The 14,696-nt window shown below is 69.1% G+C and carries 17 protein-coding genes; 16 read left to right on the top strand and 1 reads right to left on the bottom strand.

What is annotated here, in order from left to right; translation table 11 throughout:
• The first annotated feature begins 24 nt into the window (after positions 1-24).
• From rimM to ACLJRM_RS23460, 11 genes are all read left to right on the top strand, one after another.
• The gene (gene rimM, locus ACLJRM_RS23410; RefSeq protein WP_101609651.1) at positions 25-537 is read left to right on the top strand and encodes a ribosome maturation factor RimM; all 513 of its coding nucleotides are present in this window, start codon (positions 25-27) and stop codon (positions 535-537) included.
• A complete protein-coding gene (gene trmD / locus ACLJRM_RS23415; RefSeq protein ID WP_101609650.1) occupies positions 537-1,301 on the top strand; it encodes a tRNA (guanosine(37)-N1)-methyltransferase TrmD in 765 nt (254 codons plus the stop codon). Before rimM ends, trmD begins: the two co-directional genes overlap by 1 nt.
• 182 nt (positions 1,302-1,483) lie before the next feature.
• Positions 1,484-1,852, top strand: a complete 369-nt coding sequence (rplS, locus tag ACLJRM_RS23420; RefSeq protein ID WP_005154717.1) for a 50S ribosomal protein L19 — start codon at positions 1,484-1,486, stop codon at positions 1,850-1,852.
• A 31-nt stretch (positions 1,853-1,883) separates the two neighbouring features.
• Positions 1,884-2,813: a signal peptidase I gene (lepB, locus tag ACLJRM_RS23425; RefSeq protein ID WP_101609649.1), complete on the top strand. Its 930-nt coding sequence runs from the start codon at positions 1,884-1,886 to the stop codon at positions 2,811-2,813.
• A gap of 58 nt (positions 2,814-2,871) precedes the next feature.
• Positions 2,872-3,651, top strand: coding sequence for a ribonuclease HII (locus ACLJRM_RS23430; protein ID WP_101609648.1), 780 nt, complete (start codon positions 2,872-2,874; stop codon positions 3,649-3,651).
• Positions 3,648-3,971: a DUF2469 domain-containing protein gene (locus ACLJRM_RS23435; RefSeq protein ID WP_003096226.1), complete on the top strand. Its 324-nt coding sequence runs from the start codon at positions 3,648-3,650 to the stop codon at positions 3,969-3,971. The genes ACLJRM_RS23430 and ACLJRM_RS23435 overlap by 4 nt, the downstream gene beginning before the upstream one ends.
• 241 nt (positions 3,972-4,212) lie before the next feature.
• Positions 4,213-4,599: a YraN family protein gene (locus ACLJRM_RS23440; RefSeq protein ID WP_101609647.1), complete on the top strand. Its 387-nt coding sequence runs from the start codon at positions 4,213-4,215 to the stop codon at positions 4,597-4,599.
• A complete protein-coding gene (locus ACLJRM_RS23445; protein ID WP_101609646.1) occupies positions 4,600-6,111 on the top strand; it encodes a YifB family Mg chelatase-like AAA ATPase in 1,512 nt (503 codons plus the stop codon). It begins immediately after the preceding gene.
• Positions 6,108-7,247 carry a DNA-processing protein DprA gene (dprA, locus tag ACLJRM_RS23450; RefSeq protein ID WP_410664300.1) on the top strand — a complete coding sequence of 380 codons (1,140 nt, stop codon included), beginning with the start codon at positions 6,108-6,110 and terminating at the stop codon, positions 7,245-7,247. The genes ACLJRM_RS23445 and dprA overlap by 4 nt, the downstream gene beginning before the upstream one ends.
• Positions 7,248-7,352: 105 nt before the next feature.
• Positions 7,353-8,348, top strand: coding sequence for a tyrosine recombinase XerC (locus tag ACLJRM_RS23455; RefSeq protein ID WP_410664301.1), 996 nt, complete (start codon positions 7,353-7,355; stop codon positions 8,346-8,348).
• 113 nt (positions 8,349-8,461) lie between these two features.
• Positions 8,462-9,310 carry a FliA/WhiG family RNA polymerase sigma factor gene (locus ACLJRM_RS23460; RefSeq protein ID WP_101613412.1) on the top strand — a complete coding sequence of 283 codons (849 nt, stop codon included), beginning with the start codon at positions 8,462-8,464 and terminating at the stop codon, positions 9,308-9,310.
• A gap of 198 nt (positions 9,311-9,508) precedes the next feature.
• On the opposite strand, the gene ACLJRM_RS23465 is transcribed toward ACLJRM_RS23460, so the two are convergent.
• Complete coding sequence (locus tag ACLJRM_RS23465) at positions 9,509-10,114, bottom strand: M23 family metallopeptidase (RefSeq protein WP_101609644.1); 606 nt, start codon at positions 10,112-10,114, stop codon at positions 9,509-9,511.
• Between the two features lie 382 nt (positions 10,115-10,496).
• Here ACLJRM_RS23465 and rpsB point away from each other — a divergent pair, with 382 nt between their 5' ends.
• The 5 genes from rpsB (at position 10,497) to ACLJRM_RS23490 (ending at position 14,672) form a co-directional block, all read left to right on the top strand.
• Positions 10,497-11,396 carry a 30S ribosomal protein S2 gene (gene rpsB / locus ACLJRM_RS23470; RefSeq protein WP_101609643.1) on the top strand — a complete coding sequence of 300 codons (900 nt, stop codon included), beginning with the start codon at positions 10,497-10,499 and terminating at the stop codon, positions 11,394-11,396.
• Between the two features lie 92 nt (positions 11,397-11,488).
• The gene (gene tsf, locus ACLJRM_RS23475) at positions 11,489-12,313 is read left to right on the top strand and encodes a translation elongation factor Ts (RefSeq protein ID WP_101609642.1); all 825 of its coding nucleotides are present in this window, start codon (positions 11,489-11,491) and stop codon (positions 12,311-12,313) included.
• Between the two features lie 92 nt (positions 12,314-12,405).
• A complete protein-coding gene (gene pyrH / locus ACLJRM_RS23480; RefSeq protein ID WP_005154669.1) occupies positions 12,406-13,149 on the top strand; it encodes a UMP kinase in 744 nt (247 codons plus the stop codon).
• Between the two features lie 51 nt (positions 13,150-13,200).
• Entirely contained in the window at positions 13,201-13,758 is a 558-nt protein-coding gene (gene frr, locus ACLJRM_RS23485) for a ribosome recycling factor (RefSeq protein WP_101609641.1), read from the top strand.
• Complete coding sequence (locus ACLJRM_RS23490; protein ID WP_410664302.1) at positions 13,758-14,672, top strand: phosphatidate cytidylyltransferase; 915 nt, start codon at positions 13,758-13,760, stop codon at positions 14,670-14,672. Before frr ends, ACLJRM_RS23490 begins: the two co-directional genes overlap by 1 nt.
• Positions 14,673-14,696 lie beyond the last annotated feature (24 nt).

The raw sequence follows: 14,696 nt of genomic DNA on the forward strand, positions 1-14,696 counted from the left end.
ACAGGAAACGCAGGAACACACCGGATGGACGTCGTAGTCGGCCGTATCGCCAAGGCGCACGGAATCCGCGGGGAACTCGCGGTGGACGTACGCACGGACTCGCCGGAACAGCGGTTCGCCGTCGGTTCGGCCGTCATGACGAAGCTGCGTGACGGCAGCAGCCGGAATCTCACCATCGCAGCCGCCCGCGAACACAGCGGGCGGCTGCTGGTGCGTTTCGAAGAGGTGCTGACCAGGGACGTCGCGGAGACCCTCCGCGGCGCGCTCCTGATCGCCGACACCTCGACGCTGCCGCCCACCGAAGACCCCGACGAGTTCTACGACCACGAACTCGAAGGCCTGCGGGCCGAACTCACCGACGGCACGCTCGTCGGCAAGGTGCTCGAAATCGTGCACTCGCCCGCCGGGGAACTGCTGTCGATCGAGCACGACGGACGCGAGGTCCTGGTGCCGTTCGTGAAGGCGATCGTCCCGTCGGTCGACGTCGCGGGCGGCCGCGTGGTCCTCGACCCGCCGGAAGGCCTGCTGGACGCCTGATGCGCCTCGACGTCGTCACGATCTTCCCCGAATACCTCGACCCGCTCCGCGCCGCGCTGCTCGGGCGCGCGATCGACCGCGGCCTCATCGAGGTCGGCGTGCACGACCTGCGGGACTGGACGCACGACGTCCACCGCGCGGTCGACGACGCCCCGTACGGCGGCGGGCCCGGCATGGTGATGAAACCGCAGATCTGGGGCCCCGCCCTGGACGAAGTCTGCGGCGAGAACACCCGGCTCGTGGTCCCCACCCCCGCCGGACGGCCGTTCACCCAGGCCATGGCCCACCAGTACGCCGCCGAGGAGCACCTGGTGTTCGCGTGCGGCCGCTACGAAGGCATCGACCAGCGGGTGATCGACGACGCCGCGAAGCGGATGCCCGTCGACGAGGTCTCGATCGGCGACTACGTGCTGGTCGGCGGCGAGGCCGCGGTGCTGGTGATGGTCGAGGCCGTCGTCCGGCTGCTGCCGGGAGTGCTCGGGAACGCCCGCTCCGCCGAGGAGGACTCGTTCTCCGACGGCCTGCTCGAAGGACCCAGCTACACACGGCCCGAGGTCTGGCGCGACCTGGCCGTGCCGGACGTCCTGCGCTCGGGCAACCACGCGCTGATCGACCGCTGGCGCCGCGACCAGGCGCTGGAACGCACCGTACGGCGCAGGCCGGAGCTCATCGGCCAGCTGCCCGAAGGTAGTCTCGACAAGCACGATCTCAAGGTCCTCGACCGGTTGGACGAGGGCACCGGCCAGGCCGGGTCAAGCACCTGAGTCCTGGTCTGCAATACTTGACAGGTTGGCGTGGATAGACGCCGGAGTTTGTACAACGGACAGTGTCCGGAGTAAAGGCCCGAGCTCATCTGGAACGCCATCAGCCCCCGGGTAGGTCGCAGTGCCCGACACTGCGCGCCCAAGCTGCACGTAAGCCATACGAAGACGAGGACGGACCACCGATGAACACCCTGGACGCGCTGGACGCGCAGTCACTGCGTTCCGACATCCCGGACTTCCGACCGGGCGACACGCTCAAGGTTCACGTCCGCGTCATCGAGGGCAACCGCGAGCGTAACCAGATCTTCCAGGGCGTCGTGCTGCGTCGCCAGGGCGGCGGCATCCGCGAGACCTTCACGGTCCGCAAGGTGTCGTTCGGCATCGGCGTGGAGCGCACCTTCCCGGTGCACTCGCCGAACATCGCCGAGGTCGAGGTCTTCAAGCGCGGCGACGTCCGCCGCGCGAAGCTGTACTACCTCCGCGAGCTGCGCGGCAAGGCCGCCAAGATCAAGGAACGCCGCGAAAACCGCGAGACGACCTCCGCCAAGTAGGTAGCCGCACGGTTACAGGTAACCTGGCGTCGTGGTCGAACCCGTGTCCCAGAACACCTCCGAAGATGAGCCCGATCGTCCCGACGAGGAGCGCCCTACCAGGGCCTCCCGACGGGGCCGATCCGGATCCAAGAAATTCGGCAAGGTCAACAAGAAGCGGTCGTTCTGGAAGGAACTGCCGATCCTGATCGTCGTCGCCCTCGTGCTGACGATCTTGATCCAGCAGTTCCTCGCCAAGGTCTACATGATCCCCTCGGGATCGATGGAGACCACCCTGCACGGCTGCGCGGGATGCACGGGTGACCGGATCCTGGTCGACCGGATCACGTACGACTTCAGTGATCCCGGCCCGGGCGACGTGGTGGTCTTCAAGGGACCGCCGGCGTGGGCGGGCGAGATCCAGACGGAAGAGTCCAGCAACATCTTCGTCACCGGCTTCCGCGCGCTGGGATCCTTGATCGGGTTCGCGCCGCCGGACGAGCGTGACTTCGTCAAGCGGATCATCGCGGTCGGCGGCCAGACGGTGCAGTGTTGCGACAACAACCGCGTCGTCGTGGACGGCAAGGCTCTCGACGAGCCGTACGTCCACTGGGAAGAGGGCATGGCGCCCACCGAGAAGACGTTCGAGCCGGTCAAGGTGCCTGCCGGATACGTCTGGGTGATGGGCGACAACCGCAACAACTCGAGCGACTCCCGGTTCCAGGGCGGTGGCGGCGTGAACGGTGCCGTCCCGGTGGACAACATCATCGGCAAGGCGCGGATCATCGTGCTCCCGCCGGGCCGCTGGGGTGGCGTTTCGGACCACAACCCGCAGGCGAACGCGCAGCCGCTGGCACTGGGCGCGCCCGCCTGGCAGCAGGGGCTTCCCCTGGGTGTCGGCGTCGCCGCGGCGTGGCCCGTGGTCTTCTTCGGCAGGCGGATGACGTCCGGAGTGCGCAAGGCGGTCGACCGGAGGCGGTAAGGCCTTGAGAGTTCCTGTACCGCTCACACCGGCCGAGCCGCTTCGGCCGCCGCGGGCAGTGGTGCGTGGCGACCTCTTCTGGGGGTTGCAGAGTGCGCTGGACCGGCGGGGCCTCGGGCCCGTCGCCGGTGTCGACGAGGCAGGGCGCGGTGCTTGCGCCGGCCCGCTCGTCGTGGCCGCCTGCGTCCTGCGTTCAGGCGACGCCGCCCGGCTTCCCGAGCTCACCGATTCCAAGGTCCTCACGGCCAAGGCCCGCGATCGGGTCTACGACCGGGTGGTCCAGCGTGCGCTGGACTACGCGGTCATCGTCATCCCGGCGGCCGAGGTCGATCTGTTCGGCATCCACGTCATGAACCTCGAAGGCATGCGGCGTGCCGTTTCGGCGCTGCGGAAGACTCCGGGGTACGTCCTGACCGACGGATTCCGTGTTTCCGGGCTGCCCGCGCCGAGCGTGCCGGTGATCAAGGGGGACAAGGCCGTCGCGTGCGTGGCGGCGGCATCCGTGCTGGCCAAGGTCACGCGGGACCGGATCATGGGTGACCTGCACGACGTCCACCCGCACTACGGCTTCGACGTCCACAAGGGCTACAGCACCACCGAGCACAGCGCGGCGCTGACCACGCACGGCCCGAGTCCGGTACACCGCTGGTCGTACGCGAATGTGGCCACCGCGGCCGCCGCGCACCGGGCCCGCCCGCCTCACCCGGTCGTGCTGACCGTCGCGGCACTGGAAAACCCGAGCGTGCCGATACGTGCCCTCGGCCCTTACGTGGGTAACAATGAACGCTCCGCCGCTGGAATATCAGCAGAATCGCGAGGAGGGGCGCGGATTTCATGAGCGCAGAGGATCTCGAGAAGTACGAGACCGAGATGGAGCTCTCGCTTTACCGCGAGTATCGCGACATAGTCGGCCAGTTCTCGTACGTGGTGGAGACCGAGCGGCGGTTCTATCTGGCCAACGCCGTCGACGTGCAGGTGCGCGACGGCGGCGGTGAGGTGTACTTCGAGGTCCGCATGTCCGACGCGTGGGTCTGGGACATGTACCGGCCGGCCAGGTTCGTCAAGCACGTCCGGGTCATCACGTTCAAGGACGTCAACGTCGAGGAGCTCGACAAACCGGATCTCCGGCTGCCCGAGGACGGTCCGTTCTCCGGCTGATCTTTCCCAAGTACGTGAAGGCCCCCTTCAGTGCGTCTAGCGCACTGAAGGGGGCCTTCACGTACTTGCGGGGCGCCTAGCACGGACCGCCGACGCTTTCGTCCCGCGAGGCCGGATCGCGCCCGGGTTATCCACAACACCCCGGTTGTCCACAGGCGGGCGGATTGAGTCTGGTCGCCGCCCGATCACCCTGGCAGCGTTGATCGCACACGCACTGTGACGATCGCTGAGGGGGATCGAGATGACGAGCACGGCAGAACAGCCGTCCGCAGGGGCGCCGCACATCGAGCTGGGGCGCTGGGGAGAAGAACTCGCGGTCCGGCATCTGGAGAAGGCGGGATACGTCGTCCTGAGCCGCAACTGGCGTTGCCGCGACGGCGAACTGGACCTTGTCGCGACGGACAGGAAACGCCTGATCTTCTGCGAGGTGAAGACCAGGACGGGAGTGGGCTTCGGCAGCCCCGCCGAGGCGGTGACCCCGGACAAGGCGGATCGCATCCGCCGTCTCGCGCACCAGTGGCAGCGCACGTTCATGCTCCGCTGGTGCTCCGTCCGCTACGACATCGTCGCGATCGTCGCCAGGCCCGGAGCCCAGCCGCATGTCCGGCATATCAAGGCGGCGTTCTGAATGGCGCTGGCGAAGGCCTGGTCCGTCGCGCTCCTCGGCGTCGACGGCAAGATGATCGAGATCGAGGCCGACATCGGCGGCGGGTCGCCGAAGGTGACGATGGTGGGGCTGCCCGACACCGGGTTGAAGGAGGCGAAGGACCGCGTCCGGTCCGCCGTCCGCAACTCGCAGCAGACCTGGCCCGACGAACGAGTGATCCTCGGCCTGTCCCCGGCGAACCTGCCGAAGGTGGGATCCGGCTACGACCTGGGCATCGCGGCGGCGGTCCTGGCGGCGACGGGAGCGGTTCCGGCCACGAAGCTGCTGAACACAGTGTTGCTCGGCGAGCTCGCCCTCGACGGCAGGGTGCGGGCCGTCCGCGGGGTGCTGCCGGGATTGCTGGCGGCGCGCAACGCCGGGTACCGGCGGGCGGTCGTCCCCGCCGAGTCGCTGTTCGAAGCCGCTCTCGTGGACGGTCTGGAGGTCGGCGGGGTGGCCCGGCTGAGCGACTTCGTGGACTGGCTCAAGGGTGAAGGGGAACTTGCCCGGCCCGAGCCCTTCGCCGACCAGGAGCCGCCTCGGGTTCCCGATCTCGTCGACGTCGTGGGACAGCCGGAAGCGCGGTGGGCACTGGAAGTGGCCGCGGCGGGCGGGCATCACCTGCTGATGACCGGCCCTCCCGGGGTGGGCAAGACGATGCTCGCGAAACGCCTTCCGGGCCTCCTTCCGCGGCTGACCGCGGAAGAGTCGTTACAGGTCACCGCGGTCCATTCGATCGACGGTTCGCTCTCCCGGTCCGCACCGCTGGTCACCGTGCCGCCGTTCGTCGCGCCGCATCATTCGATCAGCGTGCCCGCCCTGATCGGCGGGGGCAGCGGGCTGGCCGTGCCCGGGGCGATCAGCAGAGCGCACCGGGGAATCCTGTTCCTCGACGAGGTCTGCGAGTTCGGCCCGGAACGGCTGGAATCGCTGCGCACGGTGCTCGAAGAGGGCGAAGTGCGGATCGCGAGGGTCAAAGGCGCCGTGCGGTATCCGGCACGTTTCCAGTTGGTGCTGGCGACCAACCCCTGTCCTTGCGCACCGGCGAAGGACGCCGATTGCACGTGCTCGGCGGCCGCGCGCCGGCGGTACTTGGGCAGGCTGTCCGGCCCGTTACTCGATCGAGTGGATTTGCGGGTTCGGCTGCGGCCACTTTCCGCGCTCAGCGCACACCTGAGCGAGCCGCCCGAACCGTCGGCGGCCGTCCGGGAACGGGTGCTGGAGGCTCGCGAGCGAGCCGGAAAACGCTGGGCGGAACAGGGCTGGCCGACGAACGCGGAAGTGCCCGGCCCGGCACTGCGCCGCGAGTTCGCCCTGCCACCGCAGGTCACTGCGTTGCTGGACCGGGCGCTCGAGCGGGGTGCGATCACCGCGCGCGGCGCGGACCGTTGCCTTCGCATCGCTTGGACGCTCGCCGATCTGAAAGGCGCCGAGAGCCCGGAGGCGGACGAGGTCGCGGCCGCCCTGAACTTTCGGGAGAGGTCATCCGGATGAGTGAATTCGAGGCCGAACGGATCGCGCGGTCGTACCTGCTGCGCGTGGCCGAGCCCCCGGCACCCGCCTTGGTCGATTTCGTCGGTGAACACGGCCCGGTCCTTGCCGCGGCACGGGTGCGGCTGGCCGAGTGCCCGCCGAAGGTGCGCGACGAGACGGCCGCGCGGCGAGCGCACGACTACGCCGAGCGTGATCTGGAGCGGGCGGCCGCCGGCGAGACCCGGCTCGTGATCCCGGAAGACGGCGAATGGCCTGCCTGGCCGCTGCTTTCGCTGGCCGTCGCCCAGAACAGGGGCGTCTCCGGGACGGCGCCCCCGCTGGCGTTGTGGGTCCGCGGCCCGGCCAGGCTCGACGAGGCGGTGGACCAGGCGATCGCGATCGTCGGCGCCCGCGCGGCGACCGAGTACGGCGAGCACTGCGCGGCCGAGATGGGCTATCACCTGGCCAGCCGGGGGATTCCGGTGTTCTCGGGGGCGGCGTACGGCATCGACGGCGCGGCCCACCGGGGTGCGCTGAGCGCGGGCGGAACGACGGTCGCCCTGCTCGGCTGCGGAATCGATGCCGGTTACCCGGCCCAGCACACGACCTTGTTGCGCACCATCGGGAAGACCGGCGCGGTGGTCAGCGAGTACCCGCCGGGAACCTCGCCCGCCCGGCATCGCTTCCTCGTCCGGAACAGGCTCATCGCGGCACTCACCGAAGGGACGGTCGTGGTCGAGGCGGGCAGGCGCAGCGGCGCGCGGAACACCGCCGGTACGGCCGGGGCACTGGGCAAGGTCGTGATGGCGATGCCGGGGCCGGTGTCGTCCGGGATGTCCGCCGGCTGCCACGCGCTGATCCGCGAAGGCGAGGCAACACTGGTGACCTCGGTCGACGAGATCCTCGAGACGGCCGGACGGCTCGGGCAGCCCGTCGCGGATCCGTCGAGACCGCGCCGCCGCACCGATCGGCTCGGCCCGGAGGCGCTGCGAGTCCACGACGCCCTGTCCGAACGGTCGGCGAGGCCCGAGGAACGGATCGCCGCCGAATCCGGCGTCCCGGTCGAACGCGTCCGCGCGCTGCTTCCCGAGCTGGAACTCGACGGCTTCGCGGATAGGGGTGACGCAGGGTGGCGAAGACGGATCGCCAAGACCTGACTGGCCTACACCCGAGACGCCATCCCGGCACGATCCGACCACGGACACCACAACAGGGTGCGGCGATACTTGACCATCCGCCGTACATCGCGCAGCGTGATCGGCATGCCGTCGACCGAAGGTCCCCACGGCACGGGAAAACGCGCCCGCAGACCCGATCTGCGCGCCGCCCGTGCGGCGCTGCCGGAGCCTGTCCGGAAGCTGATCGACGACTACGAGCGGCACCTCTCCCTCGAACGCGGGCTGTCCGCGCATACGGTGCGTGCCTATCTCGGCGATGTGGTGTCGCTGACGGGCTTCGTGGACGGGAACGGCGGCCGGTTCGAGGATCTCGACATCGGGACGCTGCGTGGCTGGCTGGCCCGGCAACGCGAAGAAGGGGCCAGCCGGACGACGCTGGCCAGGCGCGCGGCGGCGGCCCGCACCTTCACCGCGTGGGCTCATCGAGGCGGGGCGCTCGCGTCCGATCCGGGCGGCAGGCTGGTGGCGCCGCGCGCGCACCGCAAGCTCCCCGGGGTCCTCCGGGCGGAGCAAGCGAGTGAGGTCATGCGCTTCTCAGCCGCCGGTGCCGAACAGCGGGACCCGGTGGCCTTGAGGGACAGTGCCATTGTGGAACTGCTCTACGCGACCGGTGTGCGGGTCTCGGAACTGTGCGGACTGGATACGGGCGACGTCGACTTCTCCCGCCGTGTCGTGCTCGTGCTGGGCAAGGGCGGCAAGGAACGCGTCGTGCCGTTCGGCGTCCCCGCCGAAGCGGCCCTGCGGGTGTGGCTGGACGAGGGCAGGGGAAAGCTCGCCGTCGAAACCAAAGGGCAGACCGAAGCCGCGCTCTTCCTGGGCGCACGGGGAGGCAGGCTCGATCCGCGGGCGGCCCGCCGGGTCGTCCATGACGCCGTCGGCTCGGTGCCGGGCGCGAACGACATGGGGCCGCACGGCCTGAGGCATTCCGCGGCCACCCATCTGCTCGAAGGCGGTGCCGATCTTCGGAGCGTTCAGGAACTGCTTGGTCACGCTACGCTGGCCACAACGCAGCTCTACACTCATGTGACCGTCGATCGGCTGAAGGCGATCCACGACCGCGCACACCCCCGGGCCCGATGATGCCGGGGAGGACTCGGCAGGTGACCCGGCGGCCCGAACCGGCGGCGCACGCGCATCCGCACGAGCACGAGCACGGAGACCACCCTGAGTCGCATGCTGAGAACGGCGGTCCGATGACCGCCGACCCACATGTCACCGAAGCCGCCGGGAAACACCGTCCCGGCGGGGACGGTCCTGCCGTCGCGTCCGAATCGCGGTCGGGCTACGAGGTGGACGCCGGGATCCAGGCGCTGTGGCGGGAGTTCACCGAGGCGCCGGACCAGATCGTGCGCGACAGGCTCGTGCTGCACTACGCACCGCTCGTCAAATACGTTGCGGGCCGCGTCGGCACCGGCCTGCCGACCCACGTCGACGTCGGCGACCTGATCCAGTCCGGGATCTTCGGCCTGGTCGACGCGATCGAGAAGTTCGAACCCGCCAGGGGCCTGCGGTTCGAGACCTACGCCATGCAGCGCATCCGGGGCGCGATCCTCGACGACCTCCGTTCCCAGGACTGGGTCCCCCGGGCGGTGCGCAGCAAGGCCCGCGAGGCCGAACGCGCGCTGGAACGCCTCGGCGCCCGGCTGAACCGCACGCCGACCGACGCCGAACTGGCGGCCGAGCTCGAAATCAGCGTCGACGACCTGCGCGAGTTCTACGGCCAGATGCAGCTGACCAGCGTCATCGCGCTCGAAGACCTGGTCGCCGCCGGCAAGGACAGCGGCTCGCTGGTCGACACCCTGCCCGACGACGGCGCCGTCGACCCGGTGGCCGTCCTGGTCGACCAGGACAACCGCCGCCAGCTGGCACAGGCGATCGCCCAGCTCACCGAACGCGACCGGATCGTGGTCGGCCTCTACTACTTCGAGAGCCTGACCCTCGCCGAGATCGGCAAGGTCCTCGGCGTCACCGAGTCCCGGGTCAGCCAGCTGCACACCCGCGCCGTCATGCGGCTGCGCGCGAAACTGGTCGAGCAGGCCTGACGCCCACCCGCGCCACCGTCACGTGAATGCCGTGCCTGCTCACGTGAGTTCCGCCTCTGATCACGCGAGTTCCGCCCTCGTCCTGACCGCGAGTCCGGCGAATGGGCAGCTCCCCGAGATGGTCACCGAGCAGACCTAATGCGTAGCGCTACTGTGATCAGGCACGGCACTCGCGTGATCAAGGGCGGAACTCGCGCCCTAGTCCCCTTCCCAAGGTTTGAGGCGGATCTCCGACTGCTCGCCGATCAACGCCAGTGGATCGACGTACTCCTCGCCCCGCCGGACGCCGAAATGCAGGCAAGCCGGTTCCGGGCAGCCCGGATGGCCCGCGGCGAGCGTCCCGAGCACCTGGCCCCGGTAGACCTGGTCACCCGCGGTGACCATCGGGGCGACGGGTTGGTAGGTGGTGCGCAGGCCTCCTTCGTGATCGATCGAAACCACCCCGCGGCCTGCCACCTGCCCGGCGAACATCACCACTCCTTCGGCGGCCGCGAGCACGTTCGTCCCGGGCGCCGCGGCGAGGTCGACGCCTCGGTGACCGGGGCCGTACGGCGTCGACGGCGGCTCGAAGTACCTGGTGACGCTCGGTGCCGGGGAGAGCGGCCAAGAGAGGCGTCCCAGCGGGATCGGGGCGCCCCTGGCCGTTCCCGGCATCGCCGAAGAGGTCAGGATCGCGAGCACGGTCGCGAGGACCGCGAGGCGGGGAAGGCGTCGTGGGCACCCCGGGCGGCGGTGCCTGCCGCCGGTGCGGTCGATCGCGAAAGAATGCCTGGTGACAGGGCGGGAACAGGTCGTCATCGTCATGTGTTCGAGCTTGGGCGCCCGGCGTGGCGGGCGGGGCGCGCCGGTGGAATCTGTGGATAACCGAGCCGGTTGTGGACAACCGCTCTCATCAGGGGCTGCCGGTGCGGTAGGCGGTGACGACGGGGAGTAGACTTCTTTGCGCGGTCCGCGTCAGCGGGCTGACTTCGCGTGCACGTGCGCGCTCCCGATGGCCGATCTCCTCACGGAGGGTCAGGACAGACGGGGGTACACGGCCCGGCGGTCCCTGGGGTCACTTCACTCCCGGGTCCGGGCCCGAGCATCTGCACCAGGGCGATCGGCCACCCGGCCGTGAGCGACGAACCGAAAAGCGCGGTCCCGGCGGAGCCGGGCGCGCACGACACAGAAGAGGTTGATTCCGGCAATGGCCGTCGTCACCATGAAGCAGCTGCTCGACAGCGGCGTGCACTTCGGGCACCAGACCCGTCGGTGGAACCCGAAGATGAAGCGCTACATCTTCACCGAGCGCAATGGCATCTACATCATCGACCTTCAGCAGACGCTGACCTACATCGACCGCGCGTTCGAGTTCATCAAGGAAACCGTCGCGCACGGCGGCACCATCATGTTCGTCGGCACCAAGAAGCAGGCCCAGGAGGCCATCGCTTCTGAGGCCGCCCGCGTGGGCATGCCCTACGTGAACCAGCGCTGGCTGGGCGGCATGCTGACCAACTTCCAGACGGTGCACAAGCGTCTGCTCCGCCTGAAGGAGCTCGAGTCGCAGGAGCAGACCGGCGGCTTCGCCGGCCTGACCAAGCGCGAGATCCTCACGCTCACCCGTGAGAAGGACAAGCTCGAGAAGACCCTCGGCGGTATCCGCGACATGGCCAAGGTGCCGAGCATCGTGTGGATCGTCGACACGAAGAAGGAGCACATCGCCGTCGGCGAGGCTCGCAAGCTCAACATCCCGGTCGTCGCGATCCTCGACACCAACTGCGACCCGGACGAGGTCGACTACCCGATTCCGGGTAACGACGACGCGATCCGTTCGGCCGCGCTGCTGACCAAGGTCGTGGCCGAGGCCGCCGCCGCCGGTCTGATGGCGCGCTCCAGCCGCAACGGTGGCTCCGCCGACACCAAGCCCGAGCCGGGTGTCGTCGCCACGGACGAGCCGCTGGCCGAGTGGGAGAAGGAGCTGCTCGCCGGCTCCGAGACCGCCGCCGCGGACGCCAAGGAAGCCGCCGCCGCGACCGGTGCGACCACCGAAGTTCCCGCCGAGGCGCCCGTCGAGGCTCCGGCCGAGCAGGCCACCGCCTCCTCCTGATCCACCAGCCCGCGGGGCCGCCTCCGGGCGGCCCCGCGGGTCACCTCTTCCCAAAAGACTTTCTCGTACCTGAAAAGGACGGACAACGCACGATGGCGAACTACACCGCCGCAGACGTGAAGCGCCTCCGCGAGCTGACCGGCGCGGGCATGATGAACTGCAAGAAGGCGCTGGAGGAGAACGACGGCGACTTCGACAAGGCCGTCGAGTTCCTGCGCATCAAGGGCGCCAAGGACGTCGGCAAGCGCGCTGAGCGCGCCACCGCCGAGGGCCTCGTCGCGGGCCAGGACGGCGTGCTGATCGAGCTCGACTCCGAGACCGACTTCGTCGCGAAGAACGAGGACTTCCAGGCTCTCGCCGCGAAGATCGTCGAGGTCGCCAAGACCGAGAAGACGAACGACGTCGAGAAGCTGAAGGCCGCCTCGCTCGACGGCAAGACCGTCGACGAGACCGTCCAGGAGATGGCCGCGCGCATCGGCGAGAAGCTCGAGCTTCGCCGTGTCGCCGCCTACGAAGGCACCACCGCCACCTACCTGCACCGTCGCGGTGCGGACCTTCCGCCCGCCGTCGGCGTGCTCATCGAGTACACCGGTGAGGGCGAGGCCGCCGCCGAGGCCGCTCGTGGGGCCGCCATGCAGGTCGCCGCGCTCAAGGCCAAGTACCTCACGCGCGAAGAGGTCCCGGCCGAGATCGTCGAGAACGAGCGCCGCGTCGCCGAGGCGACCGCCCGCGAAGAGGGCAAGCCGGAGCAGGCCATGCCCAAGATCATCGAGGGCAAGGTCAACGCCTACTACAAGGACAACGTCCTGCTCGAGCAGCCGTCGGTCAAGGACAACAAGAAGACCGTCAAGGCCCTGCTCGACGAGGCCGGCGTGACCGTGAGCCGGTTCGCCCGGTTCGAGGTCGGCCAGGCCTGATCCAGGCGCGGAACACAAGAGTCACCACTGTGCCCCGTCTCCGTCCATCGGGGACGGGGCACAGTCGGGTTCAGAGCATTAGGGAGGGCGACATGGGTGTCCGGGTCGAAGGCGGATACCGGCGGGTGCTGCTGAAGCTGGGCGGCGAGATGTTCGGCGGCGGTTCCATCGGGGTTGATCCGGATGTGGTGCACTCGGTCGCTCAGCAGATCGCCGACGTCGCACGCACGGGCGTGCAGATCGCCGTCGTGATCGGCGGCGGCAACTACTTCCGCGGCGCGGAACTGTCGCAGCGCGGCATGGACCGTGACCGCGCGGACTACATGGCGATGCTCGGCACCGTCATGAACTGCCTGGCACTGCAGGACTTCCTGGAGAAGGAGGGCCTGCCCACCCGCGTGCAGACCGCCATCACCATGGGGCAGGTCGCCGAGCCGTACATCCCGCGCCGCGCCGAGCGTCACCTGGAGAAGGGCCGCGTCGTCATCTTCGGCGCCGGGGTCGGCATGCCGTACTTCTCGACCGACACCGCCGCCGCGCAGCGCGCGCTGGAACTCGGCTGTGAAGCCGTCTTGATGGCGAAGGCCGTCGACGGTGTCTACACCGCGGACCCGAAGAGCGACCCGACGGCCGAGATGTTCCACGAGATCAGCCACCGCGAGGTGCTGGAACGGGACCTCAAGGTCGCCGACGCCACCGCGTTCAGCCTGTGCATGGACAACAACATGCCGATCATCGTGTTCAATCTGCTCACCGAGGGGAACATCGCTCGCGCGGTCAGTGGTGAGAGGATCGGCACCCTGGTCGACACCCCCGCAGACGGGGTACCCGCGTAGTCCTGCTCTGTTCTTCGCAACCGGTACGAATACACAACAACGGGAGTTGCCGTGATCGACGAGACCCTCCTCGACGCCGAGGAGAAGATGGAAAAAGCGGTGTCCGTCGCCAAGGAGGACCTGTCGTCGGTGCGCACCGGCCGGGCCCACCCCGGGATGTTCTCGCGCGTTGTCGTCGACTACTACGGCGCGCCGACCCCGCTGAACCAGCTGGCGGGCGTCAACATCCCCGAAGCCCGGATGGCGTTGATCAAGCCTTACGACCAGACCTCGCTCAACGCCATCGAGAAGGCGATCCGCGAGTCGGACCTCGGCGTCAACCCGAGCAACGACGGCAACGTGATCCGCATCGTCATCCCGCAGCTCACCGAAGAGCGCCGCAAGGAGATGGTGAAGGTCGCGAAGGCCAAGGGTGAGGACGCCCGCGTCTCGATCCGCAGCGTCCGCCGCAAGGCCAAGGAAGAGCTGGACCGGATCAAGAAGGACGGCGAGGCGGGCGAGGACGAGGTCGTCCACGCCGAGAAGGAACTGCAGAACCTCACCGACTCGTACACGCACAAGGTCGACGAGCTGGTGAAACACAAGGAAGCCGAGCTACTCGAGGTCTGATGAGCCAGGTGAGCGAGGAACGCGAGGACCGGGTGGACACCCCGGAACCGGTTCCGGCCACAGCGCCGGATTTTGAAACCGTGCCGGAACCGGCGCAGAAGGTTTCCCGCGCCGGCCGCAACCTGCCCGCCGCGATCGGGGTCGGGCTGCTGCTGGGGGCGGCGATCGTCACGTCCCTGCTCACCGTGCGCTTTTTGTTCATCGGCATCATCGCGATCGCCATCGCGGTCGGCACGATCGAGCTCGCAGGCGCGCTGAAGCGGGCCGCGGGCATCCAGATCGCGCTAGTCCCGGTGCTCGTGGGCGGTCAGGCGATGATCTGGCTGGCGTGGCCGTACGGTCGCGAGGGCGCGCTGACGGCGTTCGTGCTGACCGTGCTCGTCTGCCTGATGTGGCGGTTGCCCGGCGGCGCGGACGGCTATCTGCGTGACATCAGCGCGTCGGTCTTCGCCGTCGCGTACATCCCGCTTTTCGGTGCCTTCGCCGCGATGCTCGTCCCGCCCGAGGACGGCGTCGGCCGCGTCCTGGCGTTCATGATCGGCGTCGTCGCTTCGGACACCGGCGGCTACATCGCCGGTGTGCTCGGCGGCAAGCATCCGATGGCGCCCACCATCAGCCCGAAGAAGACCTGGGAAGGCTTCGCCGGTTCGCTCGTGGCCGGTGTGGTCGCCGGCGCGCTGACCCTGAGCCTGCTGCTCGAGGGGCACGCCTGGCAGGGTGTGCTGTTCGGCGCGGCGATCGTCTGCACCGCGACACTGGGCGATCTCGTCGAGTCGCTGATCAAGCGCGACCTCGGGGTCAAGGACATGGGGAACATGCTGCCGGGGCACGGCGGGCTGATGGACCGGCTCGACTCGTTGCTCCCCTCGGCCGTCGTCTCCTGGCTCCTGCTCTCGGCGTTCGTCCCCGTCTAGGCGAACCCGTGTGACAAGCCCGGT

It is taken from the genome of Amycolatopsis sp. lyj-84 (assembly GCF_046549075.1).
GTDB lineage: Bacteria > Actinomycetota > Actinomycetes > Mycobacteriales > Pseudonocardiaceae > Amycolatopsis.

What these genes read in the sequence shown, in the direction of transcription:
- rimM (WP_101609651.1), top strand. Translation starts at nt 25, where the DNA reads ATGGACGTCGTAGTCGGCCGTATCGCCAAGGCGCACGGAATCCGCGGG.
- trmD (WP_101609650.1), top strand. Translation starts at nt 537, where the DNA reads ATGCGCCTCGACGTCGTCACGATCTTCCCCGAATACCTCGACCCGCTC.
- rplS (WP_005154717.1), top strand. Translation starts at nt 1,484, where the DNA reads ATGAACACCCTGGACGCGCTGGACGCGCAGTCACTGCGTTCCGACATC.
- ACLJRM_RS23435 (WP_003096226.1), top strand. Translation starts at nt 3,648, where the DNA reads ATGAGCGCAGAGGATCTCGAGAAGTACGAGACCGAGATGGAGCTCTCG.
- ACLJRM_RS23440 (WP_101609647.1), top strand. Translation starts at nt 4,213, where the DNA reads ATGACGAGCACGGCAGAACAGCCGTCCGCAGGGGCGCCGCACATCGAG.
- ACLJRM_RS23445 (WP_101609646.1), top strand. Translation starts at nt 4,600, where the DNA reads ATGGCGCTGGCGAAGGCCTGGTCCGTCGCGCTCCTCGGCGTCGACGGC.
- dprA (WP_410664300.1), top strand. Translation starts at nt 6,108, where the DNA reads ATGAGTGAATTCGAGGCCGAACGGATCGCGCGGTCGTACCTGCTGCGC.
- ACLJRM_RS23455 (WP_410664301.1), top strand. Translation starts at nt 7,353, where the DNA reads ATGCCGTCGACCGAAGGTCCCCACGGCACGGGAAAACGCGCCCGCAGA.
- ACLJRM_RS23460 (WP_101613412.1), top strand. Translation starts at nt 8,462, where the DNA reads ATGACCGCCGACCCACATGTCACCGAAGCCGCCGGGAAACACCGTCCC.
- ACLJRM_RS23465 (WP_101609644.1), bottom strand. Translation starts at nt 10,114, where the DNA reads ATGACGATGACGACCTGTTCCCGCCCTGTCACCAGGCATTCTTTCGCG.
- rpsB (WP_101609643.1), top strand. Translation starts at nt 10,497, where the DNA reads ATGGCCGTCGTCACCATGAAGCAGCTGCTCGACAGCGGCGTGCACTTC.
- tsf (WP_101609642.1), top strand. Translation starts at nt 11,489, where the DNA reads ATGGCGAACTACACCGCCGCAGACGTGAAGCGCCTCCGCGAGCTGACC.
- pyrH (WP_005154669.1), top strand. Translation starts at nt 12,406, where the DNA reads ATGGGTGTCCGGGTCGAAGGCGGATACCGGCGGGTGCTGCTGAAGCTG.
- ACLJRM_RS23490 (WP_410664302.1), top strand. Translation starts at nt 13,758, where the DNA reads ATGAGCCAGGTGAGCGAGGAACGCGAGGACCGGGTGGACACCCCGGAA.